Below are 18,741 nucleotides of genomic sequence, written 5' to 3'. Positions count from 1 at the left end.
GACTGTCGTAGGTATAGCGGTTGATCGGCTCGATGCGTTGATTGGCAAAGAAGCGCACCGGCAGGGCCTTGTCTTCAAGGCTAAGGATATTGCCCACCGGGTCATAGACGTAGTGCAAATCCTGTAGCGGTTCGTCGCTAGGCCCGGCAGCGCTCAGACGGTTCAATCGCCCGTCTTTCGGGCAGTAATCAAACCGACTGGTGACCTGGTTGCCTGCCGTTTGCTGTTCTATCTGTCCTTGAGCGTTGTAGTGAATGTCATGTACCAGCCGCTGCGCGGCGGTCGCGTTTTTCAGCTGCAGCCAGGCCTCGCGCAATCGGCCGTCGATGGTGTGAGTGAAACGCTGCCGATTACCCTGCGCATCGGTTTGCTCCAGCACATTGCCCACCGGGTTGAACTGCAAAGTACTGCGAGCACCGGCTGCTTGTTCAAGCAAATCATCTCTCTCATCAAGGGGCAGTGGCCAATCGGGCATATCCAGGCTTTGCAGAAAGTGTTGATGCTGTTCCAGCACCGCGCCGGTCAAGCCGAACTCATTGAAGTGCTGCGTTCCAGCCGGGGTGTCGTGGCGGATCAACTGGCCGCATTGGTTGTGCGCGGCATAGTGCGGCGACGCATCGGCGTAGTGATGACGTTCGACGCACGCAGCTTGCTCGAACACCGCCACAGGCCTTAGCAAACTATCGTATTCAACCTGTCGCTCATTACCGCGAGCGTCCCACGCTTGCACCTGTTCAGCCGCCTGCGTGAACAGGCTGACACGCCATCCTGCATCAAGGCTGTGGGAGCCCAGTACCTTGCTGCCGAGCGAGTAAACCTGCGTCAGGTTGGCCCGCTCCACCAAACGCGGGTCCCACTCGGCCACGACTCGGCCCGCACCGTCGAAGCCACTACGACTGCTCCTTGCCTGCGCCTGCTCCCGCCCACTCTCACGCCAATAGCGCACCGTGCGCACCGTCAGCCCGCGAGGGTCGCTCACACTCAGGCCTGGGGTCTGCCGGTGCAGCGCAAGGGCGGTCATTGCAATGTCTTCCCCCGGGCCTCTTTCATCGCCATCACCTCTTCATAGGTGTCGTTTTCATCCTCGTAAATGCTGTACCAAGGCCAGTAGGTATGACGCCGCAGGTAGTCCTCCTTGGCGAGGACGGTACGAGTAGGACGGCCCAACGGGTCATAGAATTGTCGGTCGCTGTAACCGTGTTGCCTGAAGCTGACATCGTTGATGTAGCGATGATGATCGGCAAAATAGGGCCTGTAGATGCGCACAATCAGCCCCTTGTTGTTGTACTCGACCCGCTCGCTGACCCGCCAGCGCTCAACATCCTGTACCGTCACCGGCCGACAATTGCCGTCAAGCGCCAACGAGCCATCTTCCTGTACATGGTAGGCATAACCGCGCTCGACCTTTTGCTTGCTCTGCAAGGCGCGACCGAAACCGTCCCAACAGCTCAAGGCGACGCGGATTTGTTTTTCCGGATCGAGCGGGTAGCGATCAGCCTGCAAGGTAACGGCGTGAACAGGCTCGCGGCGCACCTGAGGGATCAAGCTCAACAGGCGTTGTCGCGCGGGCGTCAATGCATCGGATGGCGAGAGCAAACGGGCCGACACACGAATATGCCCGCTGGGTAGCAAGTCGCCCTGCGCTACGCATTCGTCCAGCCATTGGCGATCCTGCAGGTCGGCGTCAGGCACTCGGCCCATCCAACTGAACGGGTCGGCAAAGTGCGCAGTGGCGGCATCCTGCAACGCCGCGGCCGGTGCATCAATGATTTGGCCAGGTGTGCCGCCGAGTGGAGGACGGTAGTCATCGAGCGACGCAAAGCCCACGGGTTGACCACGTTCGGTGCCGAAAAAACTGGTGGCGATCACCTGGCCGAATGCCCCGTAAAGCACCTCCTGAGTGTTTTGATTGGGGTCGATAATGCGCGCCGGTTGCAGCAAGCGATAGTCAATCGAATCCACACGCGTCTCACAGCCGTCAGGTAGGCGTACCCGAGTATTCAGGCAGCCATAGGGGTCGTAACTCAGATGGGTCACACCATGACTGCGGGTTTGCTGCACGGTGATGACGTTATAGAAACCCGCGAGGCCGGCGTAGGTATTGAAACCGCGCTTGACCGACCACAATGGCGCTTGCGCCCCGTCGATGGACGGCAGAACCAGGCGCATTTTGTGGTACCCGACCTCCAGGAGTTTTTGCTCCAGGTCAAACGGCATTTCACCCTCGTCATTGCGCAGCAAGTCGTACGCCTTGAGCGCTGCCTCATCCAGCTCGGCAATTTCCAACTCATCGGCCAAGGCCAGGAATATGGCCTCTCCATCCGGTAAGGGGTGAACCCCGGACAAGTCCCGGTAGCGCTGCACCGACTGCCCCACCAGTGTTCGCTGAGCTTGGGGATTCAAGGGGTTTGCGGCGGTTTGCGCGATAAAGGCTTCATAGCTGATCGCGTCGGGTTGCAAGCCGTTGGGACCAGAGCCCTTACCCAGCACCAGCGCGTTGTCACGTTGCTGAAAAGGCAGGGCCAGGCGCCAGCCCTGTGGGTGTGTCAGGTGAATAAACCGCGCCAGGCTTTCACTCAGGTAGTAAACCTGCTGCGCCGAATCATGGGCATCACACCACCAGCGTTTCTGCGGTGTGATTTCATTCGGGTCCACCTGGCAGGCCGGATCATCCTGGGCCGTCAGGCGCCGGGCATAACTGACCCTGACGCCATGGGTCAGGCTGCCAAAGGCATCCCAGCGCAGGTTGATCCCGTGCTGGCACTGCGGGTCATCGACCTGTTGCTCGTACTGGTAGGCGATCGACTCCAACGATAACGCCAGCATCACCTTGTAAGGTGCGAATTGACCGCCTACTGGCCGATCCAGCACGCGTACCAGGTAGCGGTTTTGCTCGACGCTATAGGGGACGTCGCCTGCGTTGCGCCCTCCATAGGTTTCCACACGCAATACCTGGCCTGCCAGTGCTTGGAGCATGCCAGGCAACTCATCGGCCTGGGGTACGACAAGGTCATCGACACCGTCGGCTTCGTGATAATGGCTAAGCAAGGTTGCTCCCAAGGGGTGAGCGGCCAGATCACCGTTGAAATACTCATCGCACGCTGGGTCGATCACTTGTCCGACATGAAACCAGGTCTTGCGCAATACCGGCTCACTGAAACCCGACTCCGGTGATGCCTCGGCAGCAGCGTCGGTATCAGTCGCCAGGAGCAGGGCAAAACCTCGAAACGTTCGTACCTGTCCGTCGTAAAAGCCTTTTCGATATTCGAACCGTTGCGTCAGCCGATTACCCGTGATTTCGTCACATTGAACCTGCTCACTCACCACCGGCACGGGGAAAGGTAAACGACACACGGCCGGTTGATTGCTCGCGAGCAATTGCTGCTTTTCATCCAGCCACTCCTGGGCCGAACTGCGATACTTCACGCTCGCGGCGGCGCCCTGGTTGTTATTGGTTGCACATAACAAATAGGGTTTGGCTGCGACAAAGTCATACCGCCAATGCATGGGCGACATATGCGGCACCGTCAACACCAGGCTGGAGCAGCCCAGCCCTTGCAGGTCAGCGGTACTCACCTGGCAAAATCTGTCATAGCGAACGTCTTTGGGCCAAGGAAGCTCGACGGCGTCGTCAAAGCCGTTGCCACAACGGTTCATGAACACCAGCGCGCACTCGGCTTTCAAGTAGACCAGGTCTGCGGCACCGGAGCCGTCCAGATCCGCGAGCAAGACCCGCGATGCATCGAACTCGTCATAAGCAAAACCCAGCGTGCTGAACCTGAACCCTTTACCAAAGCGGCCTCGCCCCAGGTTGGGCCAGCATTCAAGCCGGTCGTGGCGGATGCGGATCAGGTGCTGCTGGCCGCTGCCGAGCACGTCACTGAAGGCGACCAACTCGGTGGCGGCGTTACTGATCAACGGCAGATCATCCTCGCCTTCCTTGCGCTTAACCTGGGTGGCGGGGGCAAACCCCGCTTGCCGCTGGTTGGCATACAAACGTACGCTGCGCGGGCCGATCATCGCCAGGTCAGACAAGCCGCCCCCCATCAGATTGGCCAATTGCCCCTGGGGATGAAAAAACTCGTGAGGGAAGGCATCCACGGTCGCGAAGTTCGACCAACTGCGGTCCGGGTTGCAGGTAAAAAAACCACACAGCCCAGGCTGGGCTACGACCCATTCAAGGCAGCCATCACCGGTGAGGTCGCTTAAAAACTGCCGGGGTGCTTGCAGGCGGTCAGCTATCGGAATCTCTGGCAACTCATGCCAATCGTCATAGGCCACGTCGTCAGGGTGGCTCGCCGCCTTGGCCCGCATAGGTGCGCGGTAATACCAGGCTTTATCGTCAGAATACAAAATGCCCGGAAAACCTTCGCCGTACAGGTCGACAAATTGATAACGCTGGCCGTCGTCAAGACCCGGCATCGTTTCAAATGGCTGATAGCGCTGGGGATCCGGTGCGAGCTCGAACGCGTTATAGATGAACTCCAACGGCGGCCGACTCTGTACCTTCCCGGCCCGGTCAATGGCTTGTTCATGGGCCGCATGCAGCAGGCTATAACCCAGTGACGATGGCCGATATTCAAGCAGTAGTCGGCTCACCAGCACGGGCGCCGACCCCATGTCTGGCTCATCGGGAAAGCAGTGGAACATCAGCACCTGCCGACACAGTTGTCGCGTCCTGAGCTCAAAACCATAGACATAGCTGGAGAACGGGTCGCTGCGCCCAGGCCATGCCTGGGTGGCCTCATAAGGTGGAGCGGTCATGAGGGCAGTAGGACGCTCACCATGATCGAACACCAGATGAAAATGCCATAGCACGCCTTGCCCAGCCTCAACGCGCCACGCATACAGCTGGTCATCGGCGAGCGCATTGCCGTAAAGCACCTTGCTCAAGTAACGCTGGGCACCTGCGTGATCGCCGGCCTGATAATGGTAGACAATATGCTCGCCACGCGGGTTGAGGCTTTCTTCGAGCAGCCACTCCCCCACACGCGCATCGACATCCGGGTCGGCACGTCGTGAAGCAGCGGTTTTGCCGTACAGGTGCAGATTGCCGTCCGCACTGTGAATCAGCCAGAACCCCCCCGGGTCGTCGGTATCGGACCAACGCTCGATCAGTGCAAATGCGCCTTCGGTGCGAGGCCAGTAGCGTACAACGGTGTAAGGCCCCACCGGCAAGCCGTTATAGGCCGTCTCGACCCTTGAAACCTCTGTACCCGTCATCGGGTTGCGTTCCGGCATCCAGGGCTCCCCATCCGGCCCCAGGATCACGTCTTCATCGGTATACGCCGGCACCCCTGTGGACGTTCGTCGAGTGATCGCATTGGGCGTCTTGCCCCAGCCTATTCCGAACGAGCTGTTGCCGTTGGTGCTGCTGTAACCCAGCGTCAGGTCCGGGGCAAAACCCCGCCCGGGGGAGATTGGCAAGGGCAGCTCGAACGATGCACCACCGCTGATACCGACCGGTCCCAGGCCGTTGCCGATACTCTGGATGGCGCCACCGCCCTTGGGCAGGGACGGCGCGGCGATTTGCAGCGACTCGTCATGGTTCACTATGCCTCCTCCTAGCCAGCCTTGGCCGTGTAGTGCAGCTTAAGGATGATGTCGGTCAGCGATTCGAACAGGCGGTTCCGCGCCGCAACGTCAGTCGAGGTGAATTCCAACGCCCAGCTTGAAATAGCGCCCGTACCCTCAAAGGGCAAATAACGCTCATCGTCGAAACTGAAAGTGAACAGCCCATCGTCATCCACCCCGCCAGACAAAACGATTTGCTGGCTGGCCCGCAGGTTTTCCTTGAGGGTGTCGCCTATCTGCACGGCACTGTAGGTTTGGGTCAAGGTGGCGTGAATGTCTTCGTAGGGCCCCAGGGCCCCAGGACCACAGGCAACGACACGCTGATACGTTTGATCCGGCGCACGCTATGCCCAGGGTAATTGCTGTCGAACATGGGCTGCGTCAGCTGGAAATCGACGCGGCAGTTGTCTATCAGGCCAAGCTTGATGGTGTCCCAGTCCTGATTGATGGCGGAGGTCGGATCCTTGTCCTTGAGTTGGCGCAGGGACACCGTCTTGGTGATCTCCAGCCGTCGTTCATTGCGACTCAGGTACGCCGAATCCATTTTCAATAAGGACAACTTCAACGCCTCGCCGGCGCTCAAGCCTCGGTAGCTGTCCTTCCAGACGCCCGCCTGAATAAAGCGCGTGCTGAAGTCGGCGAGTTCAAATTGCCAACAGGCTTCGGCGGCCAGACACAGCGCCAAGGTGGCATCGTAGGCCTGGTAATAGAAGGTCGCGAACTGGCCGTTGAGCCATTGATAGAGTTGCGCATTGCTAAAACGGGTGCGCAGAAAATCATAGCTGGCCAACGCCTGATCCTGGGCGACGCGGGCCTGGTTCAATTGCAGGGTGGTGGCGCGGGCCTGTGCTTCAAGCACCTGCATTTGTGCCTCGATCTGGGCAATTTCCAGCGTGGCTTGGTCACGGGCTTGCATCCATTCCTGGTGGCGGCGGCGGAAGTTTTCAGCGCGGTCCGTCGCCTCCGCAATGGTATGGAGCATCGCCGCCCTGGCTGAAGAATAGGCACTGACCATTTCGGCGACGCCCTCCAGGCGCCATCCCCCGGAGGACGCTATGGCAACGGCACCATTAGTCAAACCCGCGTGAGCCCCGCCGCCGCCGCCAGCCGAATTGGGGGGGGCCTTCAGGCCACTGCCAACGGCATTGGCCACCTGACTGATGTTGTCCAACACCCGCCCTTCCAAGTGCAGCGCTGCAGCAGCTTTTTCACCGGCATTCACCACTTCATCGGCCAACTTACGGTAGAAATCCAGGCGCCCCTGAGCCAGCGCCTTACTCGCCTCCAGTGCTTTTTTCTGCTCAAGGTCAATCGCTTGTGCCTGTTGTTGCAGGTCCACGGCAAACTGGGCGAACTCCCAAGCCTGGTGGTATTGCAGCTCCTGCAGTTGCGCCTGTTCCTTGCGCTCGATCAATGACAACAACGTATTGCCAAATTGGATCAGGGTTTCCACAGCACTGCTGGCACGGTTGTGCATCACACTGTAGCGATAAGGTGGCACCTCCTGGGCCAACAACCGCGCGGCACCACCGGAGGCCGCGCCCTGACCGAACGCCGCCAGCAGATCGCGCGGGTTCAAGGGGGCGGCAAACAAGGGCAGCATCAGCGGCTTGCCGTCCAGCGTACGGTTGTTACGCAGGTTGTCCAGGCGCGCCTCGGCGGTATCCCAGTTCTGGACCAACTCACGGTTGAAGGGCAAGCGCAGGTATCTGTTATCCAGATCAAGCAGGGTAGGGTCGGGCGCGAAAGTGCGCAGGTACAGCGGCGGTTCGGCGAAGTGGTAGAGCGACTCGCCATCGTTGGCCGCGGCACTCTCTTCGCGTAGTTGGTCCTGCCGGATCAGGCGCTGTTCGAACTCGCGCAATTTTGAGTTGGTGGCGTCGCTCAGGGTTTTCAGGGGGATCGGTTGCCAATGGTCCACCACGTTGATATCAGGGCGCGGCCCCAGCAGGTCAAGCACGCGCACGTACCACAGCTTGGCCGCTACGAGGCTGTCGGGGGTCAGTTGCCGGTAGGCGGCGTCACCCCGGTCCAGCAGGTTCTTGATGTAGAACATGTAGATCGCCTTGCGATAGCGCACCGGGTGGCTGCTAGCGATACCGTCCGGATCGGCGGGTTTGCGCGACACGTAGTCCATTTCTACCGGGTCATCCATCAAAGGCCGTACGTTCCAGTAGGCCGGACGGCCCTTCTCGTCTTTTTTGCGCGAAGGGTCGAAGATAAAGCCCAGCCACTGTTCGGCGCCTTCGAAGTTTTGCTCCTGGTTCAGACGGTGGCTGACCATGAAAGGCAGGTGCAGGAACAACTCCCAGAAATACAAGCCGTTGGCACCGTGAAAATCCATCTGGTTAATGGCCGCTGGTGGATTGAGAGGGGGCTCTTCAAGGAGCTGAGTATCCCAGGACAGCAGGTTTTCCAGGGCGATATTGGCGCGGTTGATCAACTCGCGTGCAAACAATGTATTCATGCGGATGGGTTGGCGTGGAGCGGTGCCGGCATCGTTTAGCTTGATGCCAGAGTTGGTGAAATCGATGAATTCGGCGATGCCCAGAGTTGGGCTGGCACGGGTGTTGATGCGAGGGGCGATCAGCGGTGTGGTGACTTGCGCGACAAGCTCCAGTTCTACGTAGGTCATTTTCAGGGCATGTCCCAAAACCTGCCAAGTGGTACCGTTGAACACCTTGATACCATGGATAATCGGAATTTTTTTTGAGCCGATGGGCCAGGCTCCCGGCCAGTCAGGCAACAGGGTTTCAGGGTTAATGGGGAGCTTTAATGTATGGGTGTCGGGTGGATTTATTACTGCGAATCCACCGGAGTGCCAAAGTGACGCCGCGCCAGGATTAGCTGCCATCGGATCACTCAGATTCAGAGGTCGCAGAATAACGTGCTGAAAAACATAAGTAGGGGGCCTTATAAACTCCTGGACCTCAGCGTGACGGAATCCAGCAGGCCAATCCGTCTGCACTGTTTTTAATACTAAACCGGTGTGCATCAAATAATCACGCACCAGCACAGCAATCTTAGAAGATATTGATATAAAACCATTTGCATCCGGCAGACCAAGAGTACAATGATGAACATCATATGTGTCACACAAGAAATAAGACAATAACCCGCTTCCAACGTATCCATTAGTACGAGAAGATATCAAACTAACCCTACACCTCCCCCCACCACTAAACTGCGAACCACTCAACACTTGAATTCTAGAACCGTTCAAAAGCGTCTCATAGCCCGCCGTTTGGTTTGCGGGCAAAACCATTTCAAGCTTATATCTATCTTGCGTCTCCGAATCAAAAGCCGTTATAGAAAACGTCACATCCGGAGGCTTTGAAAATACAGCTGATATTTTAGATTTAAAGAACACTTCCCCTGTAGACTTATCATAAGTAACATCATCCCCACGGGAAGGGCTAACAATCGAAACCTGCCTCTCTTCAAAATTCCAGTTATCCAGCTCTTGATGCGGCCGATGCGACTCGACACTTTTCAGCGCTATACTAAGCTCAGGCACTTTGAACTGAAACCGCCCTTTATTATCCTGAGCAAATAACCTTCCCACCCTCAAGACATGGGGTGCCTTGATCTCCTTTCGAGTTCCGATACTGGGCACATACCCACGATTGGGAAACAGCGCCGTTACATTAAAGTTCTTATCGATCATCGCCGTTTTTAGAAACGCATATTGATCCGCCGCACCATCCGTCGCATTACCTGCGGTATACCCCATATACATCGCCACAAACATCGACTCCGGCATTGTCGAACTGTCGGCCACGGCAATGCTCTCAACCTGCTCCGCCAAGTCCGTAGTCTTGAACAACGGTGACTCACTCCAGGCTTCAATGACGGTTTGCGGCATACTCCAACTGTCGTCGTACTTCTTGTAGACCATGTTCAAGCGCAACATCGGGTTACTGTGTACTTTGATAACCGGTGAACCCGGATCTGGCGGTATGGGGGTACCACCTGGGAGATAACCTTCTTCAACCGTCATCTGAGCAGGGTTGTTATCCACGCACTCCACCCACAATACAAACAAGCGGTTATTAAACAACACTGGCCTGATGGTGCGCTCAATCGCACTGGCCGAAATCGGCAAGTTAGCCTTGTGCCAGTCTGACCACGCCCCCGGCTGCGGATAATCGAACTTTGGCCGGTTGGGATCCGTGCCGTTGAGGTTCATGTAAGTACGCTGGGACATATCCACCGAGCGCCAGTAGTACACACTCTCGGCCCGGGACTTGCCGATAAAGTAATACATGCCATTCTTGAAATCGGTGGTATTGATGTAACCATTGATAATCGTCAGGTTGGCCACTTCCTCAAAGCTCGCCAGATAAGACAGCACCGCTTCCTGAGTGGTGTCGATCTCGATCTTGTTCTGATTGAGGTCGTTTTCCAGTTGCTGGAAATACTTGGATTTGGTCAGGCGCAACGAGGGGTCGATATACAGTTCCGGGTAATAGCTCAACTGCTGGTTGGCCGCCCAGATGGGGTATTGGCAGTCGATCTCGCGCCACTGCCTGATCAGGTGATCTTCCATCACTTTGGTTTCATAGCCCGGCTCCATGCCCATCAGCGCGGCATTGATGTACTGCTGAATACTGGCGATGGCCGAGGCCACCGGGCTGGTGGGCACGGCCTGGCTGACCTGCACATCCAGCAGCTTGTATTGGTAGAGGTCGTTGGCGGTCTTGATTTTGTCGCTCAACTGGGCGTCGACAAACTCCGCTGCGTTCGGTACCACCTCATCCAGATAGTAGGCCACCAGGGCATCGCGCAGGGTTTCGTTGAGCTGGCTATCGATTGAGCTGGACATGCTCGCTCCTTATTCATCGTAAAAGTGCGCAGGCGCTCAGCGCCGGGCAGCCATGACCGCATTGCCTACCGCTTGCCAGGCCACACCCGTACTGTCGCCGTGCAGGGCTGTGGCCCTGAGCAAGTCCGCCGCAGCCAGGCCGCTGGCGGCACAGGTGGCTTGGCTGCGCAGGATCCAGTCGATGTCGGCCATGGAGCAGGCGCGCTTTTGCGCCAGCAGTTGGAAAAGCTCATGCACGTCGTCCTGCCGCCACCCCAACAGCCTGGCCAAAACGGAAGCGGCCTGGTCGCTGACTGCAGCGCGCAATGTTTTGTTTTTGAGCGCTGTTTTCCCGGGGTTGGCCGCGATGAAATAACCCAGCAATGCCTCCTCCGCCTGGCTTTGGCCATGAAACCACTGACTGTAGCGGCTCAGCAGGTAGAAGCTCTTGAGGTTCAACTCCAGATTTCTACCCGGAACTCCCAGCCATTGCGGATTAAGCAAAAACACACGCAAGGCACTGGTGCTCAACCGCAGGTCCATCACCACTGTCCCATGACGCAATACACGCTCGAGTTGATTGATCAATGAGTCAGTGGCGGCTGCGGTAGCCAGCCCCAACACCGCTGACAACAGGGCGTGTACCGAGGTCTGTGCCCAACGCAGTACAACTTGGGTGCGGTCCATCGGCAGGTTGATCATTTCTTGTGCCAAACCTTCGATCAGCCGCAGTTGGCGGTCATGGCCGGCCAGTAACATGTCGGCAAGCTTCGCCACGCTCTGCTCGCGCTCGTGAGGGAAGAGGTTCAACTGCCCCACTCGATAGTTAATCGCTTCTTGCAAGTAATGATGGGGGTCTTCGAGACCTGTGAGCGGAACAGGCCTCACCAGCCCCTGCGGGTCCAGCAAATACTGCAGCACTTCGCGCCATTTGATGGGCTCTCGTGCGGCAGCGGACTTGGGCCGTTCATAAACAGGCAGATTCAGCGCCGAGATCTGCTCATCGGTAATCAATACCTCTCGCGTCGCGGCGGCCAATATGCCCAAGCGGTCCACCAAGCCTTGGGGGGGCAGGTAATCTCCAGGCTCCAGGCCCAACGCGCGGCGTACCCCGGTAACACTTTGCTTGCTGTCCTTGAGCCAATTCACGGCCCAATCCATCTGCATCAACACATCGAGAACGTCAGGCGCGGGCGCCATTGCATCCTCTTCCCAAGCCTCTACGGTCGGTAGGTGTCTTTTAGGCAGCGTGCCGCACTTTACTTGCAGGTGGTGAACTGAAGACGGTTGGCTGGTTATTACCTCCCAAGCTGTCCTTGAAAGGCGCTTGCCGCTGAGCGACAACGTCCCACCAGCGCTCAACGGTTCAAGCGTAAGCGCACTGCCGTCAGGATTGCGCACGAAGTTTTCTTCGTCTGAATGCTGGGGCTGCCGTTCCAGGGTAAACACCCGCGTGCCAGCTGCTGATGCAAAGTCGGTCCCCGCCAGCACAAACAAGGCTGAACCTGGCAGCAGACGCAATAAGGTACCTTCATGCGCGGCATCAACCACCAGCACCAGCCTGATGCTCATATCGCTGGCGCCCTGCGCAGTCAACGACCATGGCCTGAGGGACGACAATGAGGGTTGTAGCAGGCGCCCGGTACAGAGTAATCGCTGGTACTCCAGCCCCCCCAGCATATCCACCAGGCCCCAGCCTTCCTCCGGCGACAAGCCAAACATTTGCGGAATACGCGCCTGACGGTAGAGCGAGGACAGGGTGCCAAGGTCGCGGAGTAACGGCCCAACAAAATCCTTCGTTTGGTTGGCCAAGCGAGAAAGCGATGACTCTGTAGGCTCAAGGCCGAGCGCGGCACAGAGTTGTGCGACGATTTTTTTGTTCGCAGCGTCTGTCCCACTGACATTAAAGGCGGCTCTATTGAGTTCCAACGGCGTATCGAACAGCGCAGCAGGGTTAAAGACTTGGTCAAACAGCGGCACCTTGTCACCCGTGGCGTAAGGCGTGAGATCGTGGAGGAACGCCGCAAATTCTTCGGGCTTGATGCCATAACGTCGGCTGAAATAACGATAAACACCCAAGACCCGCAGGGTATTGGTGTTCAGGTCCATGGTCAGGTTGTGTTCACCCTCGCTGCGGATGGCGCAAATGAGCAGCGTGTCCAGTTCGGCATAGGACATGTCCATACCCAGGTCTTTCTTCAGCCAGCGCTGCAGACGAATCATGCGTTGCAGGCGGTCAAACCGTTGAGGGGACGTTTTAGTCAGGTACCAGACCGTGCGGCTACCGAGCGTGGTTTCCTTGAGGCCCATGGAATTGTCGAACTGGTCCGCACACGTCGAGACAACGGTAGCAGGCACAACACTGTCATAACGCTCGCTGCCATGGCCGTTGACATAACACGCGCCATAGTGAGAGGCGTGCGGGTATGCCTTGCCGACGCCATTGCCCCCCGTCCATTGTGGGTTGCCGCTGGGGCAATTGGGAGACACGTGGGGGAAATGCTGACGCTGGGATAAAAGCGCCTCGACCTGCTCGGCATCCAGCTCCGAACGTTGCATGAAGGTCTCGAGCTGCACCAGTGGGTTGTCAACGTGACCAATACCTTGGAGACCGTAACTGCGCTGAAAAAACTCCTGCTGCTCGGCCGTCCATGTCACGTACTCATCCAGGACAATGGTGAAGCTGAGTACCGCCAGTGAAACGGGCCTAGTGGTAGTGCCCGTGGTGGTGGTGACAGTAAATGAGGCTCGATAGCCCGGTTCGATAGGAAACGGTTCTTCTCCCCCCCAGCGGATAACTGTGCAGATTGTTGAGGTATTCGCGGGGTGAAGATAATTAGGCGTCCAAATATTAGCCGTGTTCGCATATAACGGCGTCCCAGAATTAATCCAGAAAAGACCCTCTCGTTTAGTATCGTCAGGCCCCGAGAATTCAATCGTTGCCGTGCTCGTCAATTTCCCTTGGTTGACTAAGGTTTCTGCCTGAGGCACAACAGACTTCAGGCTTGACTGTGGGGATATCAGTAAAGCAATCCTGATGGCCGAATGCGGACTCAGATGAGAAGTCCCCGGCCCTGCCCAGGTCTGCGTCAGCTGAGCCTTCGATAGATAAAACGTGGTGAACAATGAAGGTTCGATCAACAGTTGCTGTTGCTGAGGGCTTAACCCCGACATCAACAGTTGCGCTTGCGCTGCAGTGTTCTGCACCACGCCATAATCGTTCAAGCCCCGTTGGCTGATGGGCAACTGCAAGCTGATGCGATAGTTCAACTCCCCCAACTCAAGCTTCTTTTCGGCCAGCCCTAATCGGCATTGGTGGTGAGGGTAGTAATACGGAAACATGAACGGATAGCGCCGCTCGGCCAGCACGTCGTAAATCGGCTTGTTGGCATCCGGCTTTCCTGTCCGGTACCGGGCGATGTCGGCCATGAGTATCTCATTGACCAACTCCAGCATCGGTCTGGGGGTAAAGGTGCTTTGCTGGTCAATGATCAACCCCTCCAGATCGGGCCGCCGAGTCCTCAACAGAATCTTGGGCCGATCACCCTGGCCGGAGCCTTCCAGGGTGCGCGTAGCGAAACGATATTGAGCGCTGAGGTAGGCCACCGGCGAATCGACCGCCGCCATCGCGCCGACTTTGCAGAACTCATCCCAGTTTTCCTTGAACAGGTTCGGGAAACTCGGCCCGACATCGACCAGCGCACGCACACCGGTCTGCTGGCCCTGGTACTGGGTTCTGCCGTTGGATACCTGGTGCTCACGGTACAGCCGACCGATCTGCACCGCATAGCACATGGCATTGTCATAGGCCACCTCGCCATCCGCCTCGCAGATCTCACCCAGGCGTTGGACGAAGTGGGGCTTGGGTTGGGCGATGATGTCGAACACCGACGCCATGCCCAATTGCTGCATCGCGGTGATGAAGCTGACTTTTTCCAGGCCCACTTGCCGTTCGGGCTCGTTGACCAACGTAAGAAGCAGACGGTCAGTTCTCGAGTCGTTGTCCATGCCCACGCATTCCCTCAGGTAGAGATACACCGCTATGTCCAACAAACTGAGTGGTTCTAAAAAATAAAGAACCTGTGAACTCTGACAGTAGCGACGAACGGTGCCTGAGGAACGGCCGAACACCCGAGTTGCCTGAATTGGGCGAGCCTGCCGTTGGCGGAAACTGGCTTGGCTCTGGTGGAAGCTTGCATTGATGGCTTGCAGGCCGATGCTTGTGCTCAGTAAGTCAGTCATCGCGGGCGAGCCCACTCCCATAGTTTGACCGGGTACATCATTGGAATAGGGTCAACCTTTGGGAGCTGGCTTGCCTGCGATGGCGTCCGTGCGGCCAGCACAATGCTCAAGCTAACCCATCCCGCCTACGCTTAAGTTAGGATGCTCGTTCCCTATTCGAGGTGGTCTCCATGTTCTTCGGCGTTCTCCTGATCATCACCTGGCTGATCCTGCTGCTGCGCTACCCGGCCAAGGCGCTGCCGGTATCGTTGGCCGCTGCCGTCGGCCTGGGGTTTGTCGCGGTTTGGGTGGTATGGCTGGACAATCGCGAAGCGTCACAACTGGCGCGTCTTGAGTTGCGCATCACCTACGCGCCGCAAGACTGCCCAGCCGACCGACCGCTCAAACTGACCCTCAACAACGGCAACGATGTACCGCTCACCGAACTGCGCTGGCGCGTGGCCGCCTACGCACCGGGCGATACGGTCAACCTGGCCGACAACGTCTACGCCGCCCCACGCTATCGCGGCCCCGGCGAGTTGCAGGCGGGCGCCACCTGGGATGACTGCCTGCCCACCCCGCCGCTGCGCCCCGGCTATCGCCCACAAACCCTGGAATTTCGCGCCGAGCACCTGCAAGGCAGTTTCTCGGACTGACAAAGGATGGACCCATGCCCAACGTACTGATCACCGGTTGCTCCAGCGGCATCGGCCGCGCCCTCGCCGACGCGTTCAAAGGCGCAGGCTTCGAGGTATGGGCCAGCGCCCGCCAACCCGATGACGTCGCCGCCCTCGCGGTCGCAGGCTTCAATGCTGTGCAGTTGGACGTCAATGACAGCGCCGCTTTACAACTCCTGGCCGGGCAATTGAGCGAGCTGGATGTACTGGTCAACAACGCCGGCTACGGCGCCATGGGCCCGTTGCTCGACGGCGGTACCGAGGCGATGCAACGCCAATTCGAAACCAATGTGTTTTCCATCGTCGGCGTGACCCAGGCGCTGTTCCCTGCCTTGCGTCGCAGCAAGGGCCTGGTGGTGAATATCGGCAGTGTTTCCGGCGTATTGGTGACGCCGTTCGCCGGCGCCTACTGCGCATCCAAAGCCGCCGTGCATGCGTTGAGCGACGCCCTGCGCATGGAGCTGGCACCGTTTGGCGTGCGGGTGATGGAAGTGCAGCCTGGTGCGATCAATACAAGCTTTGCGAAGAATGCCGGCGCCCAGGCCGAGTTACTGATCCAGGAACAGTCGCCATGGTGGCCATTGCGCGAGGGCATTCGTGCACGCAGCCAAGCGTCCCAGGACAAGCCAACCCCGGCCAGTGAGTTTGCTGCAGACGTGCTCAAGGCGGTGCAGCAAGCGCAACCGCCGCGCCTGTTGCGTTCGGGCAACGGCAGCCGCGCGTTGCCGTTGATGGCGGCGCTGTTGCCCAAGGGGTTGTTGGAGAAGGTGCTGAAGAAGCGCTTTGGCTTGGGCGGCAGGCTCTAAGGTTTCATGAAATCAATGAACGCCCGCACCTTCAGCGGCAAATGCCGCGTGTCTGGATACATCGCGTAAACCCCTTGCGGGGCAAAGCGGTGGTCCGCCAACAGGCGCACCAAGCGTCCCGCGTCGACATCCCCCTGCACCAACCATTGCGGTAAAACCGCCACACCGTGGCCGCGCACCGCAAATGCCTGGAGGACCGCCGCGCTGTCGGCCACCAAGGCTGACGGGCCGGCTCGATAAGGGTGTTCGAGACCTGCCGGGTCGGTGACGCTCAGTTCGCTCAAGCGGCCGTGGCCCAGCCTGGGCAACTGCTCCAACTCAGCCAGGGTTTGAACTGCGGCAAACTGCGGCGCCGCGACGGCGAACACGTCGAATGTGGACAACTGCACGGCGCGGTGATTGGAGTCCAGCAAGCGCCCCAGCCGAATCGCCACGTCAAAACGCTCGGAGATCAGATCGGCGTGGGTGGAGGATGTGGATAAGTGGATATTCAGGTCCGGGTGCAGGCGTCGAAAGGCTTCTACCGCCGGAGCAACTACGGCCAGGGCATATTCGACAGTGGTGGTGATACGCAGGGTGCCTTTGAGCTGGGCATGTTCACTGCGGGCTTCTTCTACCGCCAGGCGGGCCTCTTCAAGCATGCGCGTGCAGCGCAGGTAGAAGCGCTCACCCGCGTCGGTCAGTGCCAGTTGGCGGGTGTTGCGGGTCAGCAGGGTGACGCCGAGTTCCGCCTCCAGGCGCTTGAGGTTGAAGCTGACCACGGCGCGAGTCTGGCCCAGCAGGTCCGCGGCAGCGGTGAGCGAGCCGGCCTCGACCACGGCCTTGAAAGTGTCAAAACGGTCCAGGCTGACCATGGTGGACGCCCTCCTTTGTCAAAAAATTTTTGACAAACTAGCAGGCAAACCGACGTATCCCAAACCCTGCGTGCGGCCTACCCTGCCGGCTCCACTCGCAGGAACGCGTTCATGACCTACCGCTCGAAAGTCGCCTGGATCTTTTTGTTGGGCTTTGCCCTGGACCTGGTGAACATGTTTGTCGCCACCGTCGCCTACCCGGATATCGCCCGCGAACTGCACGCCTCGGTCACCCAGTTAGCGTGGATCAGCAATGCCTACATGCTCGGGCTGACAGTGATCATTCCCTTGAGTGTGTGGTTGGCGGCGCTCATGGGCGAGCGCACCCTGATCGCTACCAGCCTGCTGCTGTTTGCCGGCGCATCGGTGATGGTCGGCCAGGCTGGCTCCATCGAAGCGTTGATAGCTTGGCGCGCCTTGCAGGGGCTCGGCGGCGGCTTACTGATTCCGGTGGGGCAAGCCATGGCTTACCGACACTTTCCCGCGGCCGAGCGCAGCCATTTGACAGCGCGGGTGATGTCGGTGGCGTTGCTGGTGCCAGCGCTGTCCCCGGCGTTGGGTGGGGTGATTGTGGACAGCCTGTCCTGGCGTTGGATTTTCTACGCCAACCTGCCTCTGGCGCTAGTGCCCCTGCTGCTGGCACTGCTGTGGATAAAACCCGATGTGCCTTTAACCGAGCGCCCGCCCCTGGACCTGGGCAGTGTGTTCAAACAAGCCGCCAGCCCGATGCTGCGCGTGGCAATGCTGGTTTACCTGTGTATTCCGGGAGTATTTATCGGCACCAGCCTGATCGCCATCCTGTACGTGCGTGGCCTGGAGTATGACGCCACCCAGACCGGCGCGCTCATGCTGCCGTGGGCACTGGCCTCGGCCGTGGCGATCTACCTGAGCAAGCGACTCTTCAATCGCTGCGGCCCCAAACCCTTGTTACTGGCCGGCATGGCGCTGCAATGCGGCGGTATCCTGCTGCTCAACGAGCCGACGCTGATTATTGCGGCCTACGTCTTGATGGGCCTGGGCGGCAGCTTGTGCAGCAGCACCGCACAAACCCTGGCCTTTCTGGATATTCCCGCCGAGCGCATGGGCCACGCCAGCGCGTTGTGGAACATGAACCGGCAAGTGAGTTTCTGCGTGGGTGCCGCCGTGCTCAGTGCCGTACTGTCGGCCTTGGATTCCTTCGCGATTACCTTCACGATGGCGGCAGCTCTGACCCTGTTGCCGCTTTTCGCAGTGTTGCGCCTGGATTCTTCCAGGGTACGCGCGCTGCTTCACCCTTGCAGCGAGCCCAAACATGATTGACTACAGCGATTTTTTTGAAGAAGTGATCCAGACCCACGTCGAGATCGAACAATGGTTTGCCGGCGTTGCGCCTGAGGGCACGCTGGAAAATCTGCTGGCGCGCTTCTCACCCGAGTTCAGCATGGTGGCGCCCGCCACCGGTACGCGGGTCAACACGGCCGGGGTCAATGCCTTGTTCACGCGCCTGGGCGGGATGCGTCCGGGACTGAAAATCACCCTGAGTGAAATGACCGGCATCGACCAGCATGCACGCGGCGCGACGGTCACGTATCGCGAGCATCAGATTGACGACAGTGGCACCCAGACCGACCGCCGCGCCACAGTGGTGTTCGAGAAACAGGCCAGTGGCGCGCTGCTGTGGCGGCACTTGCATGAGACCTTTATCAAAGCCTGACGCGGGTCTAGATGTATGAGGGGGCTTACATCGCCCACTGTAGGAGCGAGCTTGCTCGCGAAAAACCTCAACGATAACGCGTGCTTCCTGAATGAACGCGGCGCCTATGAGT

At 58.6% G+C, this 18,741-nt stretch carries 9 protein-coding genes and 1 pseudogene; 4 read left to right on the top strand and 6 right to left on the bottom strand.

The genetic code is table 11. The annotated features are described in order from the left end of the window. The 5 genes and pseudogenes from BT204_RS13545 to BT204_RS13530 form a co-directional block, all read right to left on the bottom strand. A pseudogene (locus BT204_RS13545) lies at nucleotides 1-1,021 on the bottom strand (hypothetical protein); the annotation flags it as partial. Further along, a complete protein-coding gene (locus tag BT204_RS13540) occupies nucleotides 1,018-5,553 on the bottom strand; it encodes a SpvB/TcaC N-terminal domain-containing protein (RefSeq protein WP_072447129.1) in 4,536 nt (1,511 codons plus the stop codon). The pseudogene BT204_RS13545 and the gene BT204_RS13540, both read right to left, overlap by 4 nt. Nucleotides 5,554-5,564: 11 nt before the next feature. Then, entirely contained in the window at nucleotides 5,565-5,837 is a 273-nt protein-coding gene (locus BT204_RS28285; protein ID WP_275668962.1) for a Tc toxin subunit A-related protein, read from the bottom strand. Next, the gene (locus BT204_RS13535) at nucleotides 5,834-10,399 is read right to left on the bottom strand and encodes a Tc toxin subunit A-related protein (protein WP_275668961.1); all 4,566 of its coding nucleotides are present in this window, start codon (nucleotides 10,397-10,399) and stop codon (nucleotides 5,834-5,836) included. Before BT204_RS13535 ends, BT204_RS28285 begins: the two co-directional genes overlap by 4 nt. A 36-nt stretch (nucleotides 10,400-10,435) precedes the next feature. Next, nucleotides 10,436-14,620, bottom strand: coding sequence for a Tc toxin subunit A (locus BT204_RS13530; protein WP_138763928.1), 4,185 nt, complete (start codon nucleotides 14,618-14,620; stop codon nucleotides 10,436-10,438). Between the two features lie 170 nt (nucleotides 14,621-14,790). On the opposite strand from BT204_RS13530, the gene BT204_RS13525 reads away from it, so the two are divergent. Continuing rightward, complete coding sequence (locus tag BT204_RS13525) at nucleotides 14,791-15,255, top strand: hypothetical protein (RefSeq protein WP_034126362.1); 465 nt, start codon at nucleotides 14,791-14,793, stop codon at nucleotides 15,253-15,255. A gap of 14 nt (nucleotides 15,256-15,269) precedes the next feature. Continuing rightward, on the top strand, nucleotides 15,270-16,082 hold the full coding sequence (locus BT204_RS13520) for an SDR family oxidoreductase (RefSeq protein ID WP_072447125.1): 813 nt from the start codon (nucleotides 15,270-15,272) through the stop codon (nucleotides 16,080-16,082). On the opposite strand, the gene BT204_RS13515 is transcribed toward BT204_RS13520, so the two are convergent. Beyond that, on the bottom strand, nucleotides 16,079-16,936 hold the full coding sequence (locus BT204_RS13515) for a LysR family transcriptional regulator (RefSeq protein ID WP_054919259.1): 858 nt from the start codon (nucleotides 16,934-16,936) through the stop codon (nucleotides 16,079-16,081). The two genes, BT204_RS13520 and BT204_RS13515, sit on opposite strands and share 4 nt — an antisense overlap. 111 nt (nucleotides 16,937-17,047) lie before the next feature. Here BT204_RS13515 and BT204_RS13510 point away from each other — a divergent pair, with 111 nt between their 5' ends. Both BT204_RS13510 and BT204_RS13505 read left to right on the top strand, forming a co-directional pair. Next, nucleotides 17,048-18,235: an MFS transporter gene (locus tag BT204_RS13510; RefSeq protein WP_072447123.1), complete on the top strand. Its 1,188-nt coding sequence runs from the start codon at nucleotides 17,048-17,050 to the stop codon at nucleotides 18,233-18,235. Next, entirely contained in the window at nucleotides 18,228-18,629 is a 402-nt protein-coding gene (locus tag BT204_RS13505) for a DUF4440 domain-containing protein (RefSeq protein ID WP_072447121.1), read from the top strand. Before BT204_RS13510 ends, BT204_RS13505 begins: the two co-directional genes overlap by 8 nt. Nucleotides 18,630-18,741 lie beyond the last annotated feature (112 nt).

The sequence above is a fragment of the Pseudomonas sp. NFPP02 genome (assembly GCF_900119355.1).
Classification (GTDB): Bacteria; Pseudomonadota; Gammaproteobacteria; order Pseudomonadales; family Pseudomonadaceae; genus Aquipseudomonas; species Aquipseudomonas paracarnis.
The sequence above is the reverse complement of the archived record's forward strand: the minus strand, read 5'-3'. Positions and strand labels throughout refer to the sequence as shown.

What these genes read in the sequence shown, in the direction of transcription:
- BT204_RS13505 (WP_072447121.1), top strand. Translation starts at nt 18,228, where the DNA reads ATGATTGACTACAGCGATTTTTTTGAAGAAGTGATCCAGACCCACGTC.
- BT204_RS13520 (WP_072447125.1), top strand. Translation starts at nt 15,270, where the DNA reads ATGCCCAACGTACTGATCACCGGTTGCTCCAGCGGCATCGGCCGCGCC.
- BT204_RS13525 (WP_034126362.1), top strand. Translation starts at nt 14,791, where the DNA reads ATGTTCTTCGGCGTTCTCCTGATCATCACCTGGCTGATCCTGCTGCTG.
- BT204_RS13530 (WP_138763928.1), bottom strand. Translation starts at nt 14,620, where the DNA reads ATGACTGACTTACTGAGCACAAGCATCGGCCTGCAAGCCATCAATGCA.
- BT204_RS13515 (WP_054919259.1), bottom strand. Translation starts at nt 16,936, where the DNA reads ATGGTCAGCCTGGACCGTTTTGACACTTTCAAGGCCGTGGTCGAGGCC.
- BT204_RS13535 (WP_275668961.1), bottom strand. Translation starts at nt 10,399, where the DNA reads ATGTCCAGCTCAATCGATAGCCAGCTCAACGAAACCCTGCGCGATGCC.
- BT204_RS13510 (WP_072447123.1), top strand. Translation starts at nt 17,048, where the DNA reads ATGACCTACCGCTCGAAAGTCGCCTGGATCTTTTTGTTGGGCTTTGCC.